Source organism: Pseudomonas sp. RIT-562 (assembly GCF_026241895.1).
Taxonomy (GTDB): Bacteria; Pseudomonadota; Gammaproteobacteria; order Pseudomonadales; family Pseudomonadaceae; genus Aquipseudomonas; species Aquipseudomonas mandelii_F.
The window spans coordinates 224,693-247,685 of record NZ_JAPJIV010000006.1 but is presented as its reverse complement, the minus strand read 5'-3'; the positions used below and the strand labels follow the sequence as shown (position 1 = coordinate 247,685).

The window sequence follows — 22,993 nt, the reverse complement described above, 5'->3', positions numbered from 1 at the left end:
CTTCTATCCGTGAGCCCCATGATCCTTCCCGAAATTCACGAGTTCCTCGGCTGCCGCACCCCCGACGGCTGGGTTCAAGCCGCGCTGGCCGATCAGGAAACCCTGTTGATCGACCACAAGAACTGCGAATTCAAGGCGGCCAGCACAGCGTTGAGTCTGATCGCCAAGTATCACTCCCACGTCGACTTGATCAACCTGATGTCGCGCCTGGCCCGGGAAGAGCTGGTGCACCACGAGCAGGTCATGCGCCTGATGAAAAAGCGCAAGATCGAGTTGCGTCAACTGTCCGCCGGGCGTTATGCCTCGGGTTTGCGCAAGGTGGTGCGCAGCCATGAACCGGTGAAACTGGTGGACACCCTGGTGGTGGGGGCTTTCATCGAAGCGCGCAGCTGCGAACGGTTTGAAGCCCTGGTGCCACATCTGGACGAGGAGCTGGGCAAGTTCTATTTCGGCCTGCTGAAAAGCGAAGCGCGGCATTTCCAGGGTTATCTGAAACTGGCTTACCAGTATGGGGATGCCAAGGATGTTGCACAGGTGATCGACCGAGTGCGGACTGCGGAGCAAGAGCTGATCGAATCGCCGGATGTGGAATTCCGCTTTCACAGCGGCGTGCCGGCTAGCTTATAGACCTGGGCGCAGTTAGACCGCCATCGCGAGCAGGCTCACTCCTACAGGATTTGTGCCTGACGCCGAACTCCTGTTGGAGTGAGCCTGCGATGGCGTCCGCAAAATCGCCATCGCCGGCAAGCCAGGCTCATACGGAGTTGCGCCGTACCCAAATCCCGCCTACACCCGAATCCGTGTAGGAGTGAGCCTGCTCGCGATGAGGGCAGCACCACCGAATACCTCAAAGCTTCAGTCAGTGCGTTTCGACCGGCACCAATATCGCGTCGCCAGTGGCGACCAACTTCAATTGATCACCGATCTGCGCAAACAATTCGGGCTGCGGGCTTGCCTGCGATCAACGATGACGCGGTCTACCTGGCAGGCACTCGCCACAGATACCACGATGCCACGGTCCGGTATGGACTCCACGCCAAGCCAATCTCGATCATCTGCTTGCGGGTCGGTTGCAATTCAAGCCGCTTCAACCGCCGGTATCCCTCACGCACGCCAAAATCATCGGCGGGCAGGATATCCGGTTTTTCCAGGCCATAGATCAGCAGCATCTCGACCGTCCAGCGGCCGACTCCGCGCAAGGTGATCAGGCGCTCAATCAGTTCCTCGTCGTCCATCGTCATTGCGGTGGCGTAATCCGGCACCACGCCACTCAATGCGGCGTGGGCAATGCCCTGAATGGTCGAGATCTTGCTGGCTGAAAAACCACAGCTGCGCAGCGCATCGAACTCAGTGGCGATGATCTGCTGCGGACGCGGAAAAGTCCCCGAGGGAAACAGCGCCAATAACCGCCCGATGATCGCGTCACCGGCCCTGGCATGCAGTTGCTGATAGGCGATCGAACGCACCAGCGATTCATAGGGATCGCGCGCCGGATGCGGCTGATGCAGGCAAGGGCCGATGGCATCGATATGTTGACGCCAGTCGTCGTCGATACCGGCGAGAAATTCGGTGGCAGCGGTCCAGTTTTCGTGCATCGCCCTCATGCCTCTTCGCGTGTCATGCCCGGCAGGCTTAACTGGCTGAGCTGCAGTGCGGCGTTCTCCAGGCGCAGCAGGAACGCCTTGCGCGGTTGACCGCCGCCATAGCCGGTCAACGAGCCATCGGCGCCAATCACCCGGTGGCAAGGCACTACGATCGACACCCGGTTACGTCCGTTGGCCAAGCCAACAGCGCGGCTGGCGCCGGCTTTGCCCAGGGTTGCGGCAATGGCGCCGTAAGTACTGGTCTGGCCGTAGGGGATCTTGACCAGCTCGGCCCACACTTGGCGGAAAAATTCACTGCCTGGCAAATGCAGCGCCACCTTGAATTCGCACAGCGTGCCGGCGAAATAGTGCGCCAGTTCGGCTTCGATCTGGCGCAAGTGCGCGTTATGCCCAGGGGCTACTGCGTAACCGTAACGGTTTTGCAGGGATTCGACCTCCCGGGTCAGCGCCGGTCGGTCAAGAAACTCAAGCAGCACCAGCCCGCGCCGCTCGGCCATGGCGATCATCGGTCCCAGTGGCGTCGTCAACCGGGTGAAGAGCAGCGGCTCGCTGTTGGCCGCTCGGCCTGGGGTGATGTTGAATGACTTTTGAAAAGCCTCGCGAAAGCCGCTCAAAGACTCGTAACCCGAATCGAACGCGGCGTTGTCGATGGATTCCCCCTGCCGGATACCGCCGAGCGCCATGCCCAGGCGACGAGTGCGCAGCCAGGCGTGGAAGGTCATGCCGAAATGCTGTTTGAACCAGCGCCGCAGCTTCAGCGGCTCGATGCCTTCAGCTTGCAGCTGCGCGTCGGACCATTGCCGATCCGGGGTAGCGTCCACCGCAGTCAGCAGCTGTTGCACCCAGTCCGGCGCAATGGCAGCGGCGTCCAGTGGCTTGCAGCGCAGACAGGCACGGTAGCCTGCCGACAGGCATTCATCGGCATGGGCGAAGAACTCGACATTCTCCGGTTTCGGTTTGCGTGCCGTGCAACTGGGGCGACAAAAGATCCCGGTGGTCTTGACCGCAGTGAAGAACACGCCTTCATAGGCCGTGTCACGTTCAAGCATGGCGCGGACCATCTCGTTGTGTGGCGGTAGCGATGTGTTTTGTAGGTTCATGGAGTGAGCATAGGGCGCGCCGGGCGGCTGCTCCACCGGTAAATCGACAAAGAATTCGTTCGTACCGGGCGTGAGGGGTGTTTTGTTCAATACTCGCTGGCAGCGCTTTTTTACTCTGGGGCTAATTCAACCGAGTGAAGAGGTTTGCGATGAGTCTGCTTGTTTCCATGGCCGCGTTTGCGCTGGTGGCTTCGATCACCCCGGGACCGGTAAATATTGTGGCCTTGAGTTCCGGTGCGCAATTTGGCCTGCTCGCCAGTCAGCGTCATGTGCTGGGCGCGACGCTGGGTTTTGTGTTGTTGCTGGTGTTGATGGGGCTGGGTTTGCACGAGGTGCTGCAGCAATGGCCGGCTTTGACGCAAGTGGTGCAGATGGCGGGCGTAGCTTTCCTATTGTTCATGGCGTGGAAGCTGGCCACTGACGATGGTCGACTGGATGCCAGTAATTGCGCCCGCGCGCCCTCGATGCTCTACGGAGCGGTTATGCAGTGGCTCAATCCGAAAGCCTGGCTGGCCTGCGTGGCTGGCATGGGGGCGTTTGTCGCTGATGGTGAGGCGCGTCTGGTCTGGCAATTTGCGGCGGTGTATCTGGTGGTTTGTTATCTGTCGGTCGGGTGCTGGGCCTATGCCGGGACGTTTCTGCGCGGGTATTTGAATAACCCGCGAGGCATGCGTTTGTTCAATCGGGGAATGGCTGCGTTGTTGGCGGTGAGTGCCGGTTATCTGTTGTTGCCTTGATACTGGCCAGGGGTCGCGGCCAGATGTTGTTTAAATGCCCGCTGAAAATGCGCCTGGTCGGCAAATCCCGCTTCAAGCGCGACATCGGCAATCAGCTGGCCTTTGCGCAGGCGGTCCTGGGCGAACTGGATCCGGCGATTGATCAGGAAGGAGTGCGGCGTCATGCCGTAATGCTGCTTGAAGGCGCGGATCAGATAGGACGGCGATAACTGAGCGGCCGCGCATATCTCATCCAGCTTGAGCAGTTGAGTGCAGTTGTCGCTAATGAAATCGGCTGCCCGCTCCAGTTTGAAATTGGGTTCACGCACTGGTTGGCCTGCCGGGTTCAGCCGCAACTGCAGCTCGCTGAAAAATTCGATCAGAGCGCTGTGCTTTTGCAGGTTGTCCTGTTGGGTGTCGAGCAACAACTCGTACAACCCGACCAGCCCCTCAAACAGTTTGGCATCGCTTGAATGCGTCAGGCCAAAGCGGCGGAACGCCAGGTTCGGGCTGAAGCCCAATTGGTGCTGCAGGTCGGTGAGCCAGGCGGTATCGACATAAAACATCAGGTACGACCAGGGCTGGTTGTCGATCGGATTACAGGCGTGCACATCGCCAGGATTCATCAACACCACGGTCCCGACGCTGACCTCGAACTGCGCCTGTTCGTGGAGATAGGTGCTGCGCCCGGCTGTGATTGCGCCAATCGAAAAATGCTCGTGGGAATGGCGCGAGTAACACACCTCGCGGCCGTCGGCGATGGAGCGCGCCTCGATAAAGGGCAGGGCGTCGTCGCGCCAGAATTGAGGGGCTTGAGCGGCATTCCTGGCAGCTGCGCGTTTCATGTTCGAATCCTTGGCAGGTCAGCCTACGAGTTTAATGTCTCATGCAAATAAGGCCGACAATTTTTATGCAGTCCTTTCGACTATTCTTCGAGTCATAATGACCTATCGGTAAATTGTCATTATGACCCGATCAGCCGTAGCCTATTGATTTTCAAAGCGGGAAAAACTGGCACGACCCTTGATACATCCCCGGTACCCAGAACAACTTCAGGAGTACCGGAAAATGTTCACTTTCTTCAGCAATCCACACAATGTCCTGCACTTGTCGAGCCGAATCCTCGGCGCCGGCCTGGCCCTGTTGCTGGCCGGCATCTATGGCGCTTATCTGTACCACGGGCCCTTGCCAATCCCGGTCCTCGTGTTGATGCATGCCATGACCATTGTTGGACCCACCTTGTTGAAAATTGGCTACGTCATGCGCCTGTTGTCCCAGCATCGCCTGGGTCAGCGCCTGGCGGCGGTAGCTGCTTGATGCGCCCACAGACCTCGGCACCGCTGTTCAGCCTCGGGTTTCGCCCGTTTTTTCTCGGTGGCGCCGTTTTTGCGACCATTGCCGTCGCGGTCTGGGCCTTGTGGCTGTATGGCCGGCTGCCCGGGGCCCAGCCCGTGGGCGGGATGTTGGCCTGGCATCGGCATGAGATGCCGTTCGGCTTCGCCTCGGCAATTATCGCCGGATTCCTGCTGACCGCGGTGCCCAACTGGACCGGTCGCCCAGGCCTGCACGGTTGGCCCCTGATCGGCCTGGTTCTGGTGTGGCTGCTGGCGCGACTGGCGTGGTTGATACCGCTTTTGTCCCCACTGTTGGTCATTCTTCAGATTCCCTTCCTGCCATTGCTGGCCTGGTTCATCGGCCTGGACCTGGTGAAGGCTGGCAAGCGCGACAACTATCCGATCCTGCTGGTGATCGCGCTGCTGGCAGGCTGCCAATGGATGACGTTGGCAGGCATGTCGACTGACAACATCGAACTGCAACGGCGCGGAGCATTGGCTGCACTGTGGCTGGTCGGGGCACTGATGACTGTGATTGGCGGACGTGTAATTCCGTTCTTCATCCAGCGTGGTTTGAATCGTCCGCCGGTGCCGGTGACCAGCCCCTGGCCCACTCGCGTCCTGCTCGTTGCAGGGTTGCTTGCCGCCCTGTCATACGCTGCTGGCCTGAACGACCAGCCCAGGCCCTGGCTGGCAGGCCTGTTCCTGCTGATCACGGGTTTGCATCTGCTGCGCCTTTGGCGCTGGCATGATCGGGGTATCTGGCGGGTGCCGTTGCTCTGGTCGTTGTACCTGGCCTATGCCTGGCTGCTAGTCGCTGCAGCCGCCATGCTGCTGTGGCATGCCGGTGTGCTGGCGCAGCAGAGTCTTGCCAGCCATTCCCTGGCAGTCGGGGGTATCGGCGGATTGATCCTGGCGATGATTGCGCGAGTCAGCCTGGGGCATACGGGGCGTGCGCTCAAACCTGCAAAAAGCATTGTTGCAGGGTTTGCCCTGTTGATGGTTGCGGGCGTCTGCCGCGTGCTGGTCGTACCGTTTTCCGTCAACGGCCTTGGCCTGTCAGCGCTGTTCTGGTGCGCGGCCTTCATGCTGTTTCTGCTCAGCTACACCGGCATATTGTTGCGGGCCAGGGTTTAGCTCAGTGGCATGACCGGTGGTCGATGCGCCGGTCTCGCGCGCTATTTTGCGCTTAGCTGTAGGGATAACCCGAGTGCGCTGACACTGAGGAAATCCGCGATGCTGACGCTGAACATCAATGGCAAGGACCAGGCCCTGGATGTCCCTGCAGACATGCCGTTGCTCTGGGTGCTGCGGGACGTCGCGCACCTGACAGGCACCAAATTCGGCTGTGGCATGGCGCAATGCGGCGCCTGTACCGTGCACGTCGACGGCGCGCCGCTGCGCTCCTGCATTACCCCCGCCACAGCGGTGGCCCACGGGCAGAAGATCCTCACCATCGAAGGCTTGTCCACTGACGGCTCCCATCCGGTGCAGCAAGCCTGGGCCGAACTCGATGTGGTCCAGTGCGGCTACTGTCAGTCCGGGCAGATAATGTCTGCTGCGGCCCTGCTGGCAAAAATCCCCAAGCCCACCGACAGCGATATCGACCAGGCGCTGTCCGGCAATATCTGCCGCTGTGGCACCTATCCGCGAATCCGCGCGGCAGTCAAACGTGCAGCCGACATTGGTTGATGAACTGGGGAGGGCAGGACATGAACGGTAACCACACGCTGTCCCGTCGCGGGTTTCTCAAGGGCAGTGCCATGCTGGGTGGCGGGCTGGTGGTGGCATTTGTCATTCCTGGCGCGCATCGCTTCGCCATGGGCGCGGAAAATCAGGGCAACGTGTTCGCTCCAAATGCGTTCTTGCGAATCGGCAATGACAACAGGGTTACCGTGCTGCTCGGTCACTCGGAAATGGGCCAGGGCATCTGGACCGGCCTGACCATGTTGATCGCCGAGGAGCTGGACGCCGACTGGTCGAAAATCCTGGTCGAGCATTCCCCGGCGTCGGCCGCCGATTACGGCTTGGCCGGCTTTGGCGGGATGCAGATCACCGGCGGCTCGACCTCGACCTGGATGGAATTCGATCGCTACCGCCAAGCGGGTGCGGCGGCGCGCTTGATGCTGATTGACGCGGCGGCCAAGCGATTTAACGTCGCGCCTTCGACGATCCGTACCGAATCGGGCGTGGTCATTGCCGGTGACAGCCAGGCCACTTACGGCGAGCTGGCCGATGAGGCCGGCAAGTTGCCGGTGCCGGACCCCGCTTCGATCAAACTCAAGGAACCCAAGGACTGGAAACTGATCGGCAAGCCCACCAAGCGCCTGGATACACCTGAGAAAATCACTGGCCGGGCCCGATTCGGTATGGACGTGCAGTTCGAGGGCCTGATGACGGCCATGGTGGCGCGGGCGCCGGTGTTCGGTGGCAGCGTCAAATCTTTCGAGGGCGCCGAGGCGCTGGCGATACCGGGCGTGCATAAGGTGGTGCAGGTGCCCAGCGGAGTCGCGGTCATCGCCGAGCACTATTGGGCGGCGAAGCTGGGGCGCGATGCGCTGAAGATCGATTGGGACCTGGGGCCCCACACCGGCTTGGACAGCCAGCAGCTGCTGGAGAGTTTCCGCAAACTGGCGGCGACCCCCGGCTTGCCCGCCAGCAAAGCCGGGGATGCCAAGGGCAGCTTGACCAAGGCGACGAAAACCATCGATGTCGAGTACAGCGTGCCCTACCTGGCCCACGCGCCGATGGAACCGCTCAATTGCACAGTTAAAATCACCCAGGACAAGTGCGAGATCTGGACCGGTACGCAGTTCCAGACCCTGGACCAGATGATCGCCGGGAAAATCACCGGGCTGAAGCCCGAGCAGGTCGAGATTCATACCGAGTTCCTCGGGGGTGGCTTTGGCCGAAGGGCCAATCCGACTTCGGATTTTGTCGCTGAGGCGGTCGAGGTGGCGAAGGCGGCAGGCTCGCCGGTGAAGACCGTGTGGTCCCGCGAAGACGATATCCGTGGCGGCTATTACCGTTCGGCATTCCTGCATCAGGCGCGCATCGGCCTGGACTCGCAAGGGTTGCCCATGGCCTGGCAGCATGTGCTGGTCGGCCAGTCGATCATGGCCGATACCATGCTTGCGGCGAGCATGGTCAAGGACGGCATCGACAAGACCTCTGTCGAAGGCGTGGCGGACAGTCCTTATCTGGCGAACCTGGCCAACCATCAGGTTGAACTGCACTCGCCCAAGACCGGGATCAATGTGCTGTGGTTGCGCTCAGTCGGGCATACCCATACCGGGTTTGTCATGGAGTCGCTGATCGACGAACTGGCCGAAGCGGCGGACAAGGATCCGGTGGAATATCGACGAGCCCTGCTCAAGGACCATCCGCGGCATCTTGGCGTGCTGAACCTGGCGGTGGAAAAAGCCAACTGGAACGCGCCGCTGCCGGATGGCCACGCTCTGGGAGTGGCAGTGCACGAGTCATTCGGCAGTTATGTCGCCCAGGTAGCTGAGGTGTCCCAGGACAATCTGGCAATTCGTGTGCATCGGGTGGTCTGCGCAGTGGACTGCGGGATTGCGGTCAACCCGCAGAGCATCGCGGCGCAGATGGAGTCCTGTATCGCCTTCGGCCTGGGCTTCGCCTTGCACAGCAAGCTGACCTTCAAGAACGGCAAGGTGCAGCAATCCAATTACCACGACTACCAGGTGCTGCGGCTCAATGAAATGCCCAGGGTGGAAGTGCATATCGTGCCCAGTACCGATAAGCCTGGAGGCATCGGCGAAGCGGGGGTGCCACCGACAGCGCCGGCGGTGGCGAACGCGGTGTTCGCCCTGACCGGGCAACGCCTGCGGGAACTGCCGCTGCAACTGTCGGGGGTGTGAGATGAAACGACATCTGGTGCTGGGCGTGGTGATGCTGGTTGGTCTGGTGGCCTATGCCGAGGACCTGTTTGCCGATGACAAGGAGGCAATCAAGGCCTTCGAAACCGTGCAGAAAGTCTTCCAGAGCTCGCGTTGCCAGAACTGCCACATTCCGGGGGATTCACCTCTGCAATTTGACGCTGGAACTCCCCATGCGATGAATGTCGTGCGCGGTCTGGACGGCAAGGGGGCGGCAGGTTTACCCTGCGCCACCTGCCACGCCGAGTCCAACCCGCCGGCCAGCTACGGCCCCAACACGCCGCCTGGTGCGCCCCATTGGAGCTTGCCGCCCGCTGCTCACAAGATGGCCTGGATCGGCCTGCCCGCCGATCAGCTGTGCGCAATGATCAAGGATCGTTCCGCCAACGGTGATCGTGATTTCGCCGCGTTGATCAAACATGTCAGCGACGACAAGCTGGTGCTCTGGGGCTGGAATCCAGGAGCCGGCCGGGCGCCGGTGCCGGTGCCGCACGATATTTTTGTCGCGCAGTTCAAGTTGTGGGCTGAAGCGGGAGGGCCGTGCCCGGCTCAGGGCATCTGACCGTCGGTCACATAACGGGGAGTCAATCCGGGTAAGGGTGCCTCTAATGAACATACCCTTCAACGGAGCGACTGATGGTTGTTTCAGGCAAGCCGGGTAAATCCGGGCCCAGCGTAGATTCTGCGCGAGGGCACAAGGTCCTCGATATTGCCGTTCAGCACCGCGAACGGATGCGCGAACTGGCACGTGAGTTCGAGCAACAGCTAACAGCGGTGCAGATGGCGAGCATGGATGAGCTGACCCTGCTGCCTAACCTGCACGGCTTTAAGGTGCTGGCGCAGTTGTGGCTGGATGAATGCCAGCGGCAGGAACAGCCTGTGACTCTGCTGTATTTCGACCTCGGGTATTTCCAACAGACTAGCCGTGAAGAAGGCGACAAAGCCTTGAAAACCTTCGCCGACGTGCTGCGCATTGCCTTTCGCGAAAGTGATGTGGTTGGACGCGTCGGTGGCGCCGAGTTTGCGGTGCTGTTGACCGGTTCCAGTGCAGTTGAAGTGGCGGGCATTCGGGCCCGCCTGCAGGAGATGCTCGATGAGCGTGTCGCCCCGGCCCGTGGCGGCTACGATATTTGCTTCAGTATCGAACAGGTCGAATTTGCCTCAGGCATCCACAGGACCATGGCGTGTCTGATGGCTGCGCTTGAGGGATTGCAGCGTCAAGGACGTTGCTGTGCTTGAGTACACAAAAAAAACCCGCCTGAACAGGCGGGTTTTTTAATGGCTGACCGAAGATTACTCTTCCAGGCTGCCCATCGCGGTAGTGTTGAAACCACCATCGACATACATGATTTCGCCGCTGATCCCGGACGCCAGGTCCGAGCACAGGAAGGCGCCGGCGTTGCCGACTTCGTCGATGGTGACGTTGCGACGCAGCGGGGTTTGCGCTTCGTTGGCGGCCAGCATCTTGCGGAAGTTCTTGATGCCGGAAGCGGCGAGGGTGCGGATCGGGCCGGCCGATACGCAGTTGACGCGGGTGCCGTCCGGGCCCAGGGAGCCGGCCAGGTAACGTACGCCAGCTTCCAGGGAAGCCTTGGCCATGCCCATTACGTTGTAGTTCGGCATGGTGCGCTCGGCGCCCAGGTACGACAGGGTCAGCAGGCTGCCATTGCGGCCTTTCATCATTTCGCGACCGGCTTTGGCCAGGGCTACGAAGCTGTAGGCGCTGATGTCGTGGGCAATGCGGAAACCTTCACGGGTGGTGGCTTCGGTGAAGTCGCCATCCAACTGGTCGCCCGGGGCGAAGCCGACGGAGTGCACGATGCAATCCAGGCCGTCCCACTTCTTGCCCAGCTCAACGAAAACCTTGGCGATTTCTTCATCGCTGGCCACGTCGCACGGGAAGCACAGGTCCGGTTTGGAACCCCAGCTTTGGGCGAATTCTTCGACACGACCCTTGAGTTTGTCGTTCTGATAAGTGAAGGCAAGCTCAGCGCCCTCGCGATGCATGGCGGCAGCGATGCCGGATGCGATGGACAGCTTGCTGGCGACACCGACGATCAGTACGCGCTTACCGGCGAGAAAACCCATGTGTTGCTCCTCTCTTTCAGGTTATTGCGCAGTGGCTGGAGCCAGGAAAGCGGCTTCCAGCAACTGCTGTGTATACGGATGTTGGGGGGCGGCAAAAATGCTTTGCGCGTCTCCCTGTTCGACCACTTGGCCATGCTTGACCACCATCAGCTGGTGGCTCAGCGCTTTGACGACAGCCAGGTCATGGCTGATAAACAGATACGTCAGGTTGTACTTGGTTTGCAGTGAACGCAAAAGCTCCACCACCTGGCGTTGCACGGTGCGGTCGAGGGCCGAAGTCGGCTCGTCCAGCAAAATCAACGCCGGTTTTAGCACTAAAGCCCGGGCAATGGCGATTCGCTGCCGCTGCCCACCGGAAAATTCGTGGGGGTAGCGGTGCCGGGTGTCCGGGTCCAGGCCTACCTCCTTCAATGCCGCAATAATCGCTTGTTCCTGTTCCGCTTCGGTACCCATCTTGTGGATCCGCAGGCCTTCGCCAACTATCTGGCTTACGCACATCCGCGGACTCAGGCTGCCAAACGGGTCCTGAAACACCACCTGCATCTCCCGCCGCAGCGGTCGAACCTCAGCCTGCGTCAGGCAGTCTAGCTGTTTGCCTTCAAAACGGATCGCGCCTTTGCTACCGATCAGCCGCAAGATCGCCAACCCGAGGGTCGATTTGCCGGAACCGCTTTCTCCGACGATCCCCAGGGTCTGTCCCTGGGGCAGGCTGAAATTGATGCCGTCGACCGCCTTGATATGGTCAACCGTCTTTTTCAGCAAGCCTTTCTTGATCGGGAACCAGACTTTCAGGTCCTCGACCTGCAGCAATGGCGGGCCAATTACGTTGGTCGCCGGCTTGCCGCTGGGCTCCGCTGCCAGCAGTTCCCGAGTGTAAGGATGCTGCGGCGCGCGGAACAATTCTTCGCACGATGCCTGTTCGACGATGCAACCGCGCTGCATGACACATACTCGGTGCGCAATTCTTCGCACCAGGTTCAAATCGTGACTGATGAGTAACAGCGCCATGCCCAGCCGGGCCTGCAATTCCTTGAGCAATTCGAGGATTTTCAGCTGCACCGTGACGTCCAGCGCCGTAGTGGGTTCGTCGGCGATCAGCAGTTCCGGCTCGTTGGCCAGGGCCATGGCGATCATCACCCGCTGGCGCTGGCCGCCGGACAATTCATGGGGCAGGGCTTTGAGGCGCTTGTGCGGCTCGGGAATGCCGACCATCTCCAGCAGTTGCAGGGTGCGCTTGGTCGCGATCTTGCCGACCAGGCCCTTATGGATGCCCAGCACTTCATTGATCTGCTTTTCAATGGAATGCAGCGGATTGAGCGAGGTCATCGGCTCCTGGAAGATCATCGCAATCCGGTTGCCGCGAATATGCCGGATGGTTTTTTCCTTCAGGCTCAGCAGGTCCTGGCCCGAGTATTCGATGGTGCCCGACGGATGCCGGGCGAGCGGGTAGGGCAGCAGCCGCAGGATCGAATGGGCGGTGACCGATTTGCCCGAGCCGCTTTCGCCAACCAATGCCAGGGTCTCGCCGCGTTTGATGTCGAAACTGACACCTTCGACTACTCGCTGGACTCGCTCGCCGACGACAAACTCCACGGCCAGGTCGCGCACTTCGATCAGATTGTCCTGATTCATTTCACTTCCTCGGGTCGAAGGCATCGCGAGCGGACTCGCCGATGAACACCAGCAAACTCAACATCAGCGCCAGCACCGCAAACGCACTCATACCGAGCCACGGCGCTTGCAGGTTGGATTTGCCCTGGGCCACCAGTTCACCCAGGGACGGCGCGCCAGGTGGCAGTCCGAAGCCCAGGAAGTCGAGGGCGGTGAGGGTGCCGATGGCGCCGGTCAGGATGAACGGCATGAAGGTCATGGTCGAGACCATGGCGTTGGGCAGGATGTGGCGGAACATGATCGCGCCATTCTGCATCCCTAGCGCCCGGGCCGCGCGCACATATTCGAGGTTGCGCCCACGCAGGAACTCGGCACGGACCACGTCCACCAGGCTCATCCAGGAGAACAGCAGCATGATCCCCAGCAGCCACCAGAAGTTGGGCTGGACGAAACTGGCGAGGATGATCAGCAGGTAGAGCACCGGCAGTCCCGACCAGATTTCCAGGAAGCGCTGCCCGGCCAGGTCCACCCAACCGCCATAGAAACCCTGCAAGGCCCCGGCGATCACGCCGATGATCGAGCTGAGAATGGTCAGGGTCAGGGCGAACAGCACCGAGATGCGAAAGCCGTAGATCACCCGGGCCAGCACATCGCGGCCCTGGTCGTCGGTGCCTAGCAGGTTGTCTGCTGAAGGCGGCGCCGGTGCCGGGACTTTCAGGTCATAGTTGATGCTTTGGTAGCTATAGGGGATCGGCGCCCAAAGCACCCAGGCATCCTTGGCCTTGAGCAGTTCGCGGATGTAAGGACTCTTGTAGTTGGCTTCCAGGGGGAATTCGCCGCCAAAAGTGGTTTCCGGGTAGCGCTTGAGTGCCGGGAAGTACCAGCCATCGTCGTAGTGCACCACCAGCGGTTTGTCGTTGGCGATCAATTCGGCGCCGAGGCTCAAGCCGAACAACACCAAAAATAGCCACAGCGACCACCAGCCACGCTTGTTGGCCTTGAACAGTTCAAATCGCCGGCGATTGAGCGGGGACAGATTCATCTCAATGCTCCCGGCTTTCGAAGTCGATGCGCGGATCGACAAAGGTGTAAGTGAGGTCGCCGATCAGCTTCACCACCAGCCCCAGCAGGGTGAAGATGAACAACGTGCCGAATACCACCGGATAGTCGCGGTTGATCGCGGCTTCGAAGCTCATCAGGCCTAATCCATCGAGCGAGAAGATCACTTCCACCAGCAATGACCCGGTGAAGAAAATCCCGATGAACGCCGATGGGAAACCGGCAATCACCAGCAGCATGGCGTTGCGGAATACGTGCCCGTACAGCACGCGGTGGTTGGTCAGGCCCTTGGCCTTGGCGGTCACTACATACTGTTTGTTGATTTCGTCGAGGAAGCTGTTCTTGGTCAGCAGGGTCATGGTCGCGAAGTTGCCGATCACCAGCGCCGTCACCGGCAGCGCCAGGTGCCAGAAGTAGTCGAGGATCTTGCCGGCGGTGGTCAGTTCATCAAAATTGTTGGAAGTCAGGCCCCTGAGCGGGAACCAGTCGAAGTAGCTGCCGCCGGCAAACACCACGATCAGCAGGATTGCGAACAGGAAGGCCGGGATCGCGTAACCAACGATGATCAGCGAACTGGTCCATACGTCGAAATGGCTGCCGTGCCGCGTGGCCTTGGCGATTCCCAGGGGGATCGACACCAGGTACATGATCAGGGTGCTCCACAGCCCCAGGGAGATCGAGACCGGCATCTTTTCCTTGATCAGGTCGATGACCTTGGCGTCGCGAAAAAAACTGTCGCCGAAATCCAGCTTTGCGTAGTTCTTGATCATGATCCACAAGCGTTCCGGCGCCGATTTGTCGAAGCCGTACATGTGCTCGATTTCCTTGACCAGCGCCGGGTCCAGGCCCTGGGCGCCGCGATAGGCGGAGCCGGCCACCGAGACTTCGGCGCCGCCGCCGGCAATGCGGCTGGTGGCGCCTTCGAAGCCCTCGAGCTTGGCGATCATCTGCTCTACCGGTCCGCCGGGGGCGGCCTGGATGATCACGAAATTGATCAGCAGAATGCCCAGCAAGGTCGGGATGATCAGCAGCAGTCGCCGAAAAATGTACGCCAGCATCTGATTACTCCGTGCCCGTAGCGTCGGTTTGCAGTTTGGTTTCGACTTCTATTGCCGGCTTGGCATCCGGCTTGATCCACCAGGTGTTGATGCCGACATCGTAGGTAGGTGAGATTTTCGGGTGACCGATATGGTTCCAGTAGGCCACGCGCCAGGTCTTGATGTGCCAGTTGGGGATCACGTAATACCCCCATTGCAGCACGCGGTCCAGCGCCCTGGCGTGGGCCACCAGGCTTTTGCGCGAATCGGCGTTGATCAGTTGCTCGACCAACTGGTCGACCACCGGATCCTTGAGGCCCATGGAGTTGCGACTGCCCGGCTTGTCCGCGGCGGCAGACATCCAGAACTCCCGTTGTTCATTGCCCGGCGAGTTGGACTGCGGGAAGCCGCCGACGATCATGTCGAAGTCCCGTGAGCGCACGCGGTTGATGTACTGCGAGACGTCGACCCGGCGGATCACCAGGTCGATCCCCAGATCGCTGAGGTTGCGCTTGAACGGCAGCAGCACCCGCTCGAATTCGGTCTGGGCCAGGAGGAATTCAATGGTCACGGGCTTGCCGTTGGCGTCGACCATCTTGTCGTCGACGATGCGCCAGCCAGCGTCCTGCAGCAGTTGATAGGCCTGGCGCTGCTGGGCGCGGATCATGCCGCTGGCATCGGTGCGCGGATTCTCGAACGCCTCGCTGAACACCTGCTCGGGGATCTTGCCGCGAAAGGGGTCGAGGATGGCCAGTTGATCGGCATCCGGCAGGCCGGTGGCAGCCATCTCCGAGTTTTCGAAATAGCTGCGGGTGCGCACGTAGGCGCCATTGAACAGCTGCTTATTGGTCCATTCGAAGTCCAGCAACAGGCTCAGGGCATGACGCACTCGAATATCCTGGAACACCGGGCGCCGCAGGTTGAACACAAAGCCCTGCATGCCGGTCGGGTTGCCGTTGGGGATCTGTTCCTTGATCAGGCGGCCTTCGGTGACTGCCGGAATGTTGTAGGCATTGGCCCAGTTCTTGGCAGTCATCTCCAGCCAGTAATCGAATTGGCCGGCTTTGAGGGCTTCCAGGGCGACGGTGTTGTCGCGGTAGTAGTCGGTGGTCATGACATCGAAGTTGTAGAAGCCACGGTTGACCGGCAGGTCCTTGCCCCAGTAATCCTTGACCCGCTCGTAACGCACCGAGCGCCCGGCCTTCACTTCGCTGACCCGATAAGGGCCGCTGCCGAGAGGAATTTCCAGGTTGCCCTTGTTGAAGTCGCGGTCGGCCCACCAGTGTTTGGGCAGTACCGGCAGTTGGCCAAGGATCAGCGGCAGTTCGCGGTTGTTGCTGTGCTTGAACTTGAACAGCACGGTCAGCGGGCCTTCAGCCACGACTTCGGCGACGTCGCTGTAATAGCCGCGATAGAGGGGCGCACCTTCCTTGGTCAGCATGTCGAAACTGAAAATCACGTCCTCGGCCTGGATCGGGTGCCCGTCGTGGAAGCGTGCTTGCGGGCGCAGGTAAAAACGCACCCAGCTGTTGTCAGGGGCCTTTTCGATCTTGCCGGCGACCAGGCCGTACTCGGTGAAAGGTTCGTCCAGACCTTGCCTGGCCAGGGTGTCGTAGATCATGCCGACGTCGTCGGCGGGCACGCCTTTGCTGATAAACGGGTTGAGGCTGTCGAAGCCACCGAAACCCGCCTGGCGGAAGGTCCCACCCTTGGGCGCGTCCGGGTTCACGTAATCGAAATGCTTGAAGTCGGCCGGGTATTTTGGCGGTTCGTTGTACAGGGTCAGCGCATGTTGCGGAGCGGCGCAGGCCAGCCCGGCGAACATCAGGCCGCTGACCTGCAAGAGCAGGGCACGTACAGGTTTCATCGATCCTTCTCCGAAGATTTCAGCCACCACGCACTCAGGCCCAGGGTATAGGGCGGCGTCGTGACAAAGGCGAACCGGTTGCGGTAGGCCAGGCGGTGATAATTGAGGTACCAGTTGGGAATGATGTAGTGCTGCCACAGCAGCACCCGATCCAGTGCCTTGCCGGCGGCCACCTGCTCGTCGCGGGTCTGGGCGGCCAGCAACTGGTCGAGCAGATGGTCAACCACCGGGTTGGCAATGCCTGCGTAATTCTTGCTGCCCTTGACCGCCACCTGGCTGGAGTGGAAGTACTGCCATTGCTCCAGCCCAGGACTAAGCGTCTGGTTGAGGGTCATCAGGATCATGTCGAAATCGAATTGATCCAGGCGTTGCTTGTACTGGGCGCGATCGACCGTGCGCAGCCGGGCATCGACTCCGATACTCGCGAGGTTCTCGACGTAAGGCTGCAGGATGCGCTCCAGGTTCGGATTGACCAGCAGGATTTCCAGGCGCAATGGCTGGCCGGCGGCGTTCTGCAGGCGCTGGCCATTGAGTTTCCAGCCCGCTTCGGCGAGCAGCCCCAGGGCATTGCGCAGAGTCTGCCGGGGGATGCCGCGACCATCAGTCTGGGGCAGGCTGAAGGGTTCGGTAAACAGCTTGGCCGGCAGCTGGTCGCGATAGGGCTTGAGCATCAGCCATTCATGGCCGACCGGCAGCCCGGTGGCCGAGAATTCGCTGTTGGGGTAGTAGCTGATGGCGCGTTTGTAGGCGCCGCTGAACAGGGTGCGGTTGGTCCATTCGAAGTCGAACATCAACCCCAGCGCTTCGCGAACCTTGGGGTCGGCAAACGTGGCCCGGCGGGTGTTCATGAACAGGCCCTGGCTCTGGGTCGGAATCTGGTGCGCAATCTGCGCCTTGATTACCTCGCCACGCCTGACCGCCGGGAAGCGATAGCCGTTCTCCCAGTTTTTCGCCTGGTGCTCGATGTAGATGTCGAATTCACCGGCCTTGAAGGCTTCGAAGGCGACGTCGCTGTCGCGGTAGAACTCGACCTCCATGCGGTCAACGTTGTATTTGCCGCGGTTGACCGCCAGGTCCTTGCCCCAGTAATCCTTGACCCGTTCGAAAACGATCTGCCGGCCCGGCGTGACCGAGGTAATGCGATAGGGCCCGCTGCCCAGGGGCGGTTCGAAGGTGGTGGCCTTGAAGTCGCGATCTTTCCAGTAATGCTGGGGCAGTACAGGCAATTCGCCCAGGCGCAGGATCAACAAGGGGTTGCCCGCGCGCTTGAAAACGAAGCGGATGCGATGAGGGTTGAGGATGTCGACCCGCAGCACTTCCTGGAGGTTGGTGCGGTATTGCGGATGGCCTTCCTTGAGCAGCAGGCGATAGGAAAACGCTACGTCGTAGGCGGTAATGGGCGCGCCATCATGGAACTTCGCCTCGGGACGCAGGTTGAACACCACCCAGCTGCGATCTTCGCTGTACTCCACCGACTGGGCGATCAGGCCGTAGCTGGACGTCGGCTCATCGCCGGACGGCGCGTACTGGCCGGTGCCCACCATCAGCGGTTCGTTGAGTTCGTTGATGCCGTATTGCAGGAAATTTGGCGTGGAAACCGGGCTCGAACCCTTGAACGTGTAGGGGTTGAGCGTATCGAAGGTGCCGAATGCCATTACCCGCAACGTACCGCCTTTGGGCGCTTGCGGGTTGACCCAGTCGAAGTGGGTAAATCTGGCCGGGTACTTGAGCGTGCCGAACTGCGCATAACCATGGCTTTCGCTGATCGTCGCGCTTGCGGGGGAGCTCAAGGCCAGGCTGATCAGGAGCAGGAGGAGGGGACGCTTCAAGTCAGAGATCCGATCCAGGCGGCTTGGGCTTTATGGGCCGTACAGTAACAGCTTGTCTGGGCAGGAAAAAGATGGGGGTACTCGGCTACTCTACGCATAACGCTCGGTGCTGCTGATGCGTGGGAGCAAAGCTTGCTCGCGATTGGGGTCCTGCATTCAATATTGATTGTGTCTGACACATCGTAATCGCGAGCAAGCTTTGCTCCCACGCTTCGCCAGCTGCTACACGGCAGGTGTTCTCTCGAAATAAAAAAGCCCCTGAATTCAGGGGCTTTTTTTAGTGCGGCGAGTAGACCGTGAGCATCTGGCCGGGCTTGAGGGCTTGGCCCAGGCGTGGATTCCAGCGCTTGAGGTGCTGCATTTCGACGTTGAAGCGCTTGGCGACCATATACAGCGAGTCCCCTTGCTTGACCTTGTACTTGGTCTGCTGCTTCTTGCTATTGGCCGCAACGACCGTGTTGACTCGCCCGCTGCTGCGTTTGCTGGTGTCCTGCATCACCAGCGTCTGGCCGACTTTCAGATTCTTGCCAGTCAGCTTGTTCCACTGCTGCAGATCCTTGACGTCGACCTTGTTGGCCTTGGCGATGGTGCCGAGGCTGTCGCCGCGCTTGACCCTGTAGGAGCGCTTGGCGCCGGCAATCGCCGGGCTGTTGGCGCCCTCGAATACTGGTTTGAGCGGCCGCTTGCTGATCAGTTCTTCCGGTCGCATGGTCGAAAGACTGGTGGTCAGCAGCTGCGCCTTCGAGGTGGGCACCAGCAAATGCTGAGGGCCATCGAGGGTGGTGGTGCGCTGCTTGAATGCCGGGTTGAGCTGGAACAGTTCGTCTTCGTCGATGTTGGCTACTGCAGCGACTTTGGACAGGTCCATGCGCTGGTTGATTTCGACAACCTTGAAATACGGTTCGTTGGCGATCGGGCTGAGGTTCACCCCGTAGGCCTCCGGCGCCAGCACCACTTGCGACAGCGCGAGCAGCTTGGGCACGTACGCCTGGGTTTCCGCCGGCAGTGGCAGGTTCCAGTAATCGGTCGGCAAGCCAAGCTTTTCGTTACGCTCGATCGCCCGGCTGACCGTACCTTCGCCGGCGTTGTAGGCCGCGAGAGCCAACAGCCAGTCACCGTTGAACATGTCATGCAGGCGGGTCAGGTAGTCCATCGCCGCAGTGGTCGAGGCGGTGATATCGCGACGGCCATCGTAGAACTGGTTCTGACGCAGGTTGAAGTAACGCCCGGTGGACGGAATGAATTGCCAAAGCCCCACCGCATGGGCCCGGGAGTAGGCCATCGGGTTGTAGGAGCTTTCAATCACCGGCAACAGCGCCAATTCCAGCGGCATGTTGCGTTCTTCGAGGCGTTCGACGATGTAATGAATGTACAGGCTGCCGCGTTCACCGGCGCTTTCAAGGTAGGACGGGTTGCTGGCGAACCACAGGCGCTGTTGCTCGATGCGCGGGTTGACGCCCAGGCTGTCCTGCAACTGGAAGCCCTGGCGCATGCGCTCCCAGACATCCTGCGGAATTTGCGGAACCGGTTTTTCGCTGAGCCAGACAGGTTTCTGCTTGGCTCGCGCGGCGATGTTGGGAGTGTGTGTCGCTTCGGTCTGCGGCACATGGCTTGAACAGCCCGCCAGCGTGGCGGACACAGCCACCGCTATGGCTTGAGCCAGGCGGGTCAATGCGTCTGAATTGATGGACTTACGAATAGATGACGACATTGGCTGGAAGTAAGTTCCGGGCAAAAATGTCGGGCGATTCTAGAAAGCGCACCCCCCGAGGTCAACCATTCAGAATTCCTGTACCGCCCAGTAGCCTCCCTAGAACTTGTCTTTCCAGGCACGCAAGGCAGCAAAGACCGCACTCGGACTGCTGTTATCGGTGCCGCTCCGTTCGTCCACTTTTTCTTTAATAGATGTTTCGCTAGCACGCAAGAAGGGGTTGGTGAGCTTTTCCAGGGCCAATGTCGAAGGCAGCGTCATGATCCCCGCTTCGCGCATTTGCGTGACTTTGCCCAGGCGTTCGACAATGTGCGGATTGCCGGGCTCGACCGCGACCGCAAAGCGCAGATTGCTCAGGGTGTATTCGTGAGTGCAATACACCAGCGTATCCTCGGGAAGGGCTGCAAGCCGGTTCAGCGAGGTATACATTTGCTCTGGCGTGCCCTCGAACAGGCGCCCACAGCCGGCAGCAAACAGGGTGTCGCCGCAGAACAGCAGGCCATGATGGTAGAACGCAATATGCCCCAGGGTGTGTCCCGGAACGGCAAATACATCGAACTCCCAGCCCAGCACGCTGACTTTGTCGTTGTCCTTGAGCGCCACGTCGCGCGCCGGGATGCGTTCGCTGGCGGGGCCGTAGACGGTCGCATCGGTCGCGCTCTTGAGCAGCTCCACGCCGCCGACGTGATCATGGTGGTGATGGGTGATCAGGATGTCACTCAACACCCAGCCCGGATGGGCTGCAAGCCAGGCCTGCACGGGCGCGGCGTCTCCGGGATCGACCACGGCGCAGCGCTGGGTGCTGTGGTCCTGTAACAACCAGATGTAGTTGTCGGTAAAGGCAGGCAGGGCACTGATCTGTATCATCGTCGGATTCGCCAAGCGGAAAACATTGGCGCATCTTAGAACTTCCTGGCGCGTTGGAGAATGCAATGACTGATAAAGCGTTCGCTCAGGCCGATCCTGACTGGCTGGATTTGATCAGCGCAGCCCGTGAATGGCTGTCCGGTCCGATCGGGCAATTTCTCCTGGATGAAGAACGGCGCATGCTCGAAGACGAGCTGGGGCGCTTCTTCGGTGGCTATCTGGTGCACTACGGCCCGTCCGCCGAAACACCTCCGTCGGCGCCCCAGGTGCAGCGCAATGTGCGCCTTGGCGCGCCGTTGCCTGGCGTGGAGATCGTCTGCGAGGAACAGGCCTGGCCCTTGAGTGAACACGCCGCCGACGTAGTGGTGCTGCAGCATGGGCTGGATTTCTGCCTGTCACCCCATGGCCTGTTGCGTGAAGCCGCCAGCAGCGTGCGCCCCGGCGGGCACCTGCTGATCATCGGCATCAATCCCTGGAGCACCTGGGGATTGCGGCATGTGTTCGCCCATGACGGCTTGCGCAAGGCTCGTTGCATTTCGCCCTCGCGAGTCGGCGACTGGTTGAACCTGCTGGGCTTCGCGCTGGAGAAACGCCGCTTCGGGTGCTATCGTCCGCCGCTTGCTTCCCCGGCATGGCAGAACCGTCTGGCCGGTTGGGAACGCAAGGCCGGTGACTGGCAACTGTCCGGTGGCGGCTTCTATTTACTGGTGGCACGCAAGATCGTGGTCGGTTTGCGCCCCCTGCGCCAGGAACGCCGCGAACCCATGGGCAAGCTGATTCCGTTGCCGATGGCCAAGGTCAACCGTCGCCGCATCGAACCGTAATACACTCTTTTATTCCTGGTCGGGTTAACCCGGCCTCGGGCATCGTCGATCACGGATCGGCGAGCTACGGCATTTTCTGGAAAGGTTGGCATGAGCGATAGCGTAGAACTCTTCACCGACGGCGCCTGCAAGGGCAACCCCGGCCCTGGTGGCTGGGGTGCACTGCTGGTGTGCAAGGGCGTGGAAAAAGAACTCTGGGGTGGCGAAGCCAACACCACCAACAATCGCATGGAGTTGATGGGGGCGATCCGCGGCCTCGAAGAATTGAAACGCTCCTGCGACGTGCTGCTGGTGACTGACTCGCAGTACGTGATGAAGGGCATCAACGAGTGGATGGACAACTGGAAGAAGCGCGGCTGGAAGACGGCAGCCAAAGAACCGGTAAAAAACGCCGACCTGTGGAAGCTGCTCGATGAGCAGGTCAATCGCCACAACGTCACCTGGAAATGGGTGCGTGGGCACATCGGCCATCACGGTAACGAACGTGCTGACCAATTGGCCAACCGTGGCGTGGATGAAGTGCGCGGCTACAAACAGGCGTGACGCGAGCGTGTTAACATCGCCGCCTTTTCAAGATCGACCCGTTGAGAGCTGAGCACTGATGGCCACCAGATCCGTTGTACTCGATACCGAAACCACCGGCATGCCGGTGACCGATGGCCACCGGATTATCGAGATCGGCTGTGTCGAGTTGCTCGGTCGGCGCCTCACTGGCCGGCATTTTCATGTCTACCTGCAACCTGATCGCGAGAGTGACGAAGGCGCCATTGGCGTCCACGGCATCACCAACGAATTCCTGGTGGGCAAGCCGCGCTTCAACGAAGTGGCCGATGAATTCTTCGAGTTCATCAAGGGCGCGCAGCTGATCATCCATAATGCGGCGTTCGACGTTGGCTTCATCAACAACGAATTTGCCTTGATGGGCCAACACGATCGCGCAGACATCACGCAACACTGCTCGATCCTCGACACCCTGATGATGGCCCGGGAACGTCACCCGGGGCAGCGCAACAGCCTGGATGCCCTGTGCAAGCGCTATGGCGTCGACAACTCGGGCCGTGAGCTGCACGGCGCCTTGCTCGACTCCGAGATCCTGGCAGACGTCTACCTGACCATGACCGGCGGCCAGACCAGCCTGTCCCTGGCCGGTAATGCTTCCGATGGCAATGGATCGGGTGAAGGGGCGGATAACTCGGCGACCGAAATCCGCCGTCTGCCCGCCGATCGCCAGCCCACGCGGATCATCCGCGCCAGCGAGGACGATCTGGCGCAGCATGTTGCGCGGCTGGAAGCGATTGCCAAGGCGGCGGGGGCTCCGTCGTTATGGCAGCAGATGGTTGAGGCTGAGGCTTCGGCGTAGGAGCTGTCGAGACAAACGAGGCTGCGATCTTTTGATCTTCGCGGTGCATCGCATCCCCCGATGACCCATTTCAGGGCATCCCCACTC

Annotated in this window: 22 protein-coding genes; 11 read left to right on the top strand and 11 right to left on the bottom strand. The window is 60.5% G+C overall.

Going from position 1 to position 22,993, the window contains the following annotated elements; all coding sequences use genetic code 11:
* Positions 1-18: 18 nt before the first annotated feature.
* Entirely contained in the window at positions 19-627 is a 609-nt protein-coding gene (locus ORL50_RS10820; RefSeq protein ID WP_266013903.1) for a MiaE family protein, read from the top strand.
* 350 nt (positions 628-977) lie between these two features.
* Here ORL50_RS10820 and ORL50_RS10815 read toward each other — a convergent pair whose 3' ends face one another.
* A complete protein-coding gene (locus ORL50_RS10815; protein WP_266013900.1) occupies positions 978-1,595 on the bottom strand; it encodes a DNA-3-methyladenine glycosylase family protein in 618 nt (205 codons plus the stop codon).
* Between the two features lie 5 nt (positions 1,596-1,600).
* Positions 1,601-2,704: a bifunctional transcriptional activator/DNA repair enzyme AdaA gene (locus ORL50_RS10810; protein ID WP_266013898.1), complete on the bottom strand. Its 1,104-nt coding sequence runs from the start codon at positions 2,702-2,704 to the stop codon at positions 1,601-1,603.
* A gap of 149 nt (positions 2,705-2,853) precedes the next feature.
* Between ORL50_RS10810 and ORL50_RS10805 the strand changes: the two genes are divergently transcribed.
* A complete protein-coding gene (locus tag ORL50_RS10805; RefSeq protein WP_266013896.1) occupies positions 2,854-3,441 on the top strand; it encodes a LysE family translocator in 588 nt (195 codons plus the stop codon).
* Here the strand turns inward: ORL50_RS10805 and ORL50_RS10800 are convergent.
* Positions 3,423-4,265: a helix-turn-helix transcriptional regulator gene (locus ORL50_RS10800; RefSeq protein WP_266013893.1), complete on the bottom strand. Its 843-nt coding sequence runs from the start codon at positions 4,263-4,265 to the stop codon at positions 3,423-3,425. The two genes, ORL50_RS10805 and ORL50_RS10800, sit on opposite strands and share 19 nt — an antisense overlap.
* 223 nt (positions 4,266-4,488) lie before the next feature.
* Between ORL50_RS10800 and ORL50_RS10795 the strand changes: the two genes are divergently transcribed.
* The 6 genes from ORL50_RS10795 (at position 4,489) to ORL50_RS10770 (ending at position 9,892) form a co-directional block, all read left to right on the top strand.
* Complete coding sequence (locus ORL50_RS10795; RefSeq protein WP_266013890.1) at positions 4,489-4,737, top strand: transmembrane sensor/regulator PpyR; 249 nt, start codon at positions 4,489-4,491, stop codon at positions 4,735-4,737.
* Positions 4,737-5,891, top strand: coding sequence for an NnrS family protein (locus tag ORL50_RS10790; protein WP_266013887.1), 1,155 nt, complete (start codon positions 4,737-4,739; stop codon positions 5,889-5,891). Before ORL50_RS10795 ends, ORL50_RS10790 begins: the two co-directional genes overlap by 1 nt.
* Before the next feature lie 99 nt (positions 5,892-5,990).
* A complete protein-coding gene (locus ORL50_RS10785) occupies positions 5,991-6,446 on the top strand; it encodes a (2Fe-2S)-binding protein (protein WP_008038243.1) in 456 nt (151 codons plus the stop codon).
* A gap of 20 nt (positions 6,447-6,466) precedes the next feature.
* Positions 6,467-8,635: a xanthine dehydrogenase family protein molybdopterin-binding subunit gene (locus ORL50_RS10780; protein ID WP_266013880.1), complete on the top strand. Its 2,169-nt coding sequence runs from the start codon at positions 6,467-6,469 to the stop codon at positions 8,633-8,635.
* A 1-nt stretch (position 8,636) separates the two neighbouring features.
* Complete coding sequence (locus tag ORL50_RS10775) at positions 8,637-9,215, top strand: hypothetical protein (protein ID WP_266013877.1); 579 nt, start codon at positions 8,637-8,639, stop codon at positions 9,213-9,215.
* A gap of 74 nt (positions 9,216-9,289) precedes the next feature.
* Positions 9,290-9,892, top strand: coding sequence for a GGDEF domain-containing protein (locus ORL50_RS10770; RefSeq protein WP_266013874.1), 603 nt, complete (start codon positions 9,290-9,292; stop codon positions 9,890-9,892).
* A 54-nt stretch (positions 9,893-9,946) separates the two neighbouring features.
* Here ORL50_RS10770 and fabI read toward each other — a convergent pair whose 3' ends face one another.
* The 8 genes from fabI to gloB form a co-directional block, all read right to left on the bottom strand.
* Positions 9,947-10,741 (bottom strand): enoyl-ACP reductase FabI, encoded by a 795-nt coding sequence (gene fabI / locus ORL50_RS10765; RefSeq protein WP_266013871.1) that lies wholly within the window; start codon positions 10,739-10,741, stop codon positions 9,947-9,949.
* A gap of 21 nt (positions 10,742-10,762) precedes the next feature.
* Positions 10,763-12,373 (bottom strand): ABC transporter ATP-binding protein, encoded by a 1,611-nt coding sequence (locus ORL50_RS10760; protein ID WP_266013868.1) that lies wholly within the window; start codon positions 12,371-12,373, stop codon positions 10,763-10,765.
* A gap of 1 nt (position 12,374) precedes the next feature.
* Positions 12,375-13,394, bottom strand: a complete 1,020-nt coding sequence (locus tag ORL50_RS10755) for an ABC transporter permease (RefSeq protein ID WP_045061610.1) — start codon at positions 13,392-13,394, stop codon at positions 12,375-12,377.
* Between the two features lies 1 nt (position 13,395).
* Entirely contained in the window at positions 13,396-14,469 is a 1,074-nt protein-coding gene (locus ORL50_RS10750) for a microcin C ABC transporter permease YejB (RefSeq protein WP_266013865.1), read from the bottom strand.
* A gap of 4 nt (positions 14,470-14,473) precedes the next feature.
* On the bottom strand, positions 14,474-16,315 hold the full coding sequence (locus ORL50_RS10745) for an extracellular solute-binding protein (protein WP_266013863.1): 1,842 nt from the start codon (positions 16,313-16,315) through the stop codon (positions 14,474-14,476).
* A complete protein-coding gene (locus ORL50_RS10740) occupies positions 16,312-18,144 on the bottom strand; it encodes an extracellular solute-binding protein (protein WP_266013861.1) in 1,833 nt (610 codons plus the stop codon). Before ORL50_RS10740 ends, ORL50_RS10745 begins: the two co-directional genes overlap by 4 nt.
* A gap of 277 nt (positions 18,145-18,421) precedes the next feature.
* Complete coding sequence (locus tag ORL50_RS10735) at positions 18,422-19,855, bottom strand: transglycosylase SLT domain-containing protein (protein WP_266013859.1); 1,434 nt, start codon at positions 19,853-19,855, stop codon at positions 18,422-18,424.
* A 99-nt stretch (positions 19,856-19,954) separates the two neighbouring features.
* On the bottom strand, positions 19,955-20,722 hold the full coding sequence (gene gloB / locus ORL50_RS10730) for a hydroxyacylglutathione hydrolase (RefSeq protein ID WP_266013857.1): 768 nt from the start codon (positions 20,720-20,722) through the stop codon (positions 19,955-19,957).
* 65 nt (positions 20,723-20,787) lie between these two features.
* Between gloB and ORL50_RS10725 the strand changes: the two genes are divergently transcribed.
* From ORL50_RS10725 to dnaQ, 3 genes are all read left to right on the top strand, one after another.
* Entirely contained in the window at positions 20,788-21,546 is a 759-nt protein-coding gene (locus tag ORL50_RS10725; RefSeq protein WP_266013855.1) for a class I SAM-dependent methyltransferase, read from the top strand.
* 90 nt (positions 21,547-21,636) lie between these two features.
* Entirely contained in the window at positions 21,637-22,089 is a 453-nt protein-coding gene (gene rnhA / locus ORL50_RS10720; RefSeq protein WP_008028618.1) for a ribonuclease HI, read from the top strand.
* A gap of 58 nt (positions 22,090-22,147) precedes the next feature.
* Positions 22,148-22,906: a DNA polymerase III subunit epsilon gene (dnaQ, locus tag ORL50_RS10715; RefSeq protein ID WP_266013842.1), complete on the top strand. Its 759-nt coding sequence runs from the start codon at positions 22,148-22,150 to the stop codon at positions 22,904-22,906.
* The last annotated feature ends 87 nt before the right edge of the window (positions 22,907-22,993 follow it).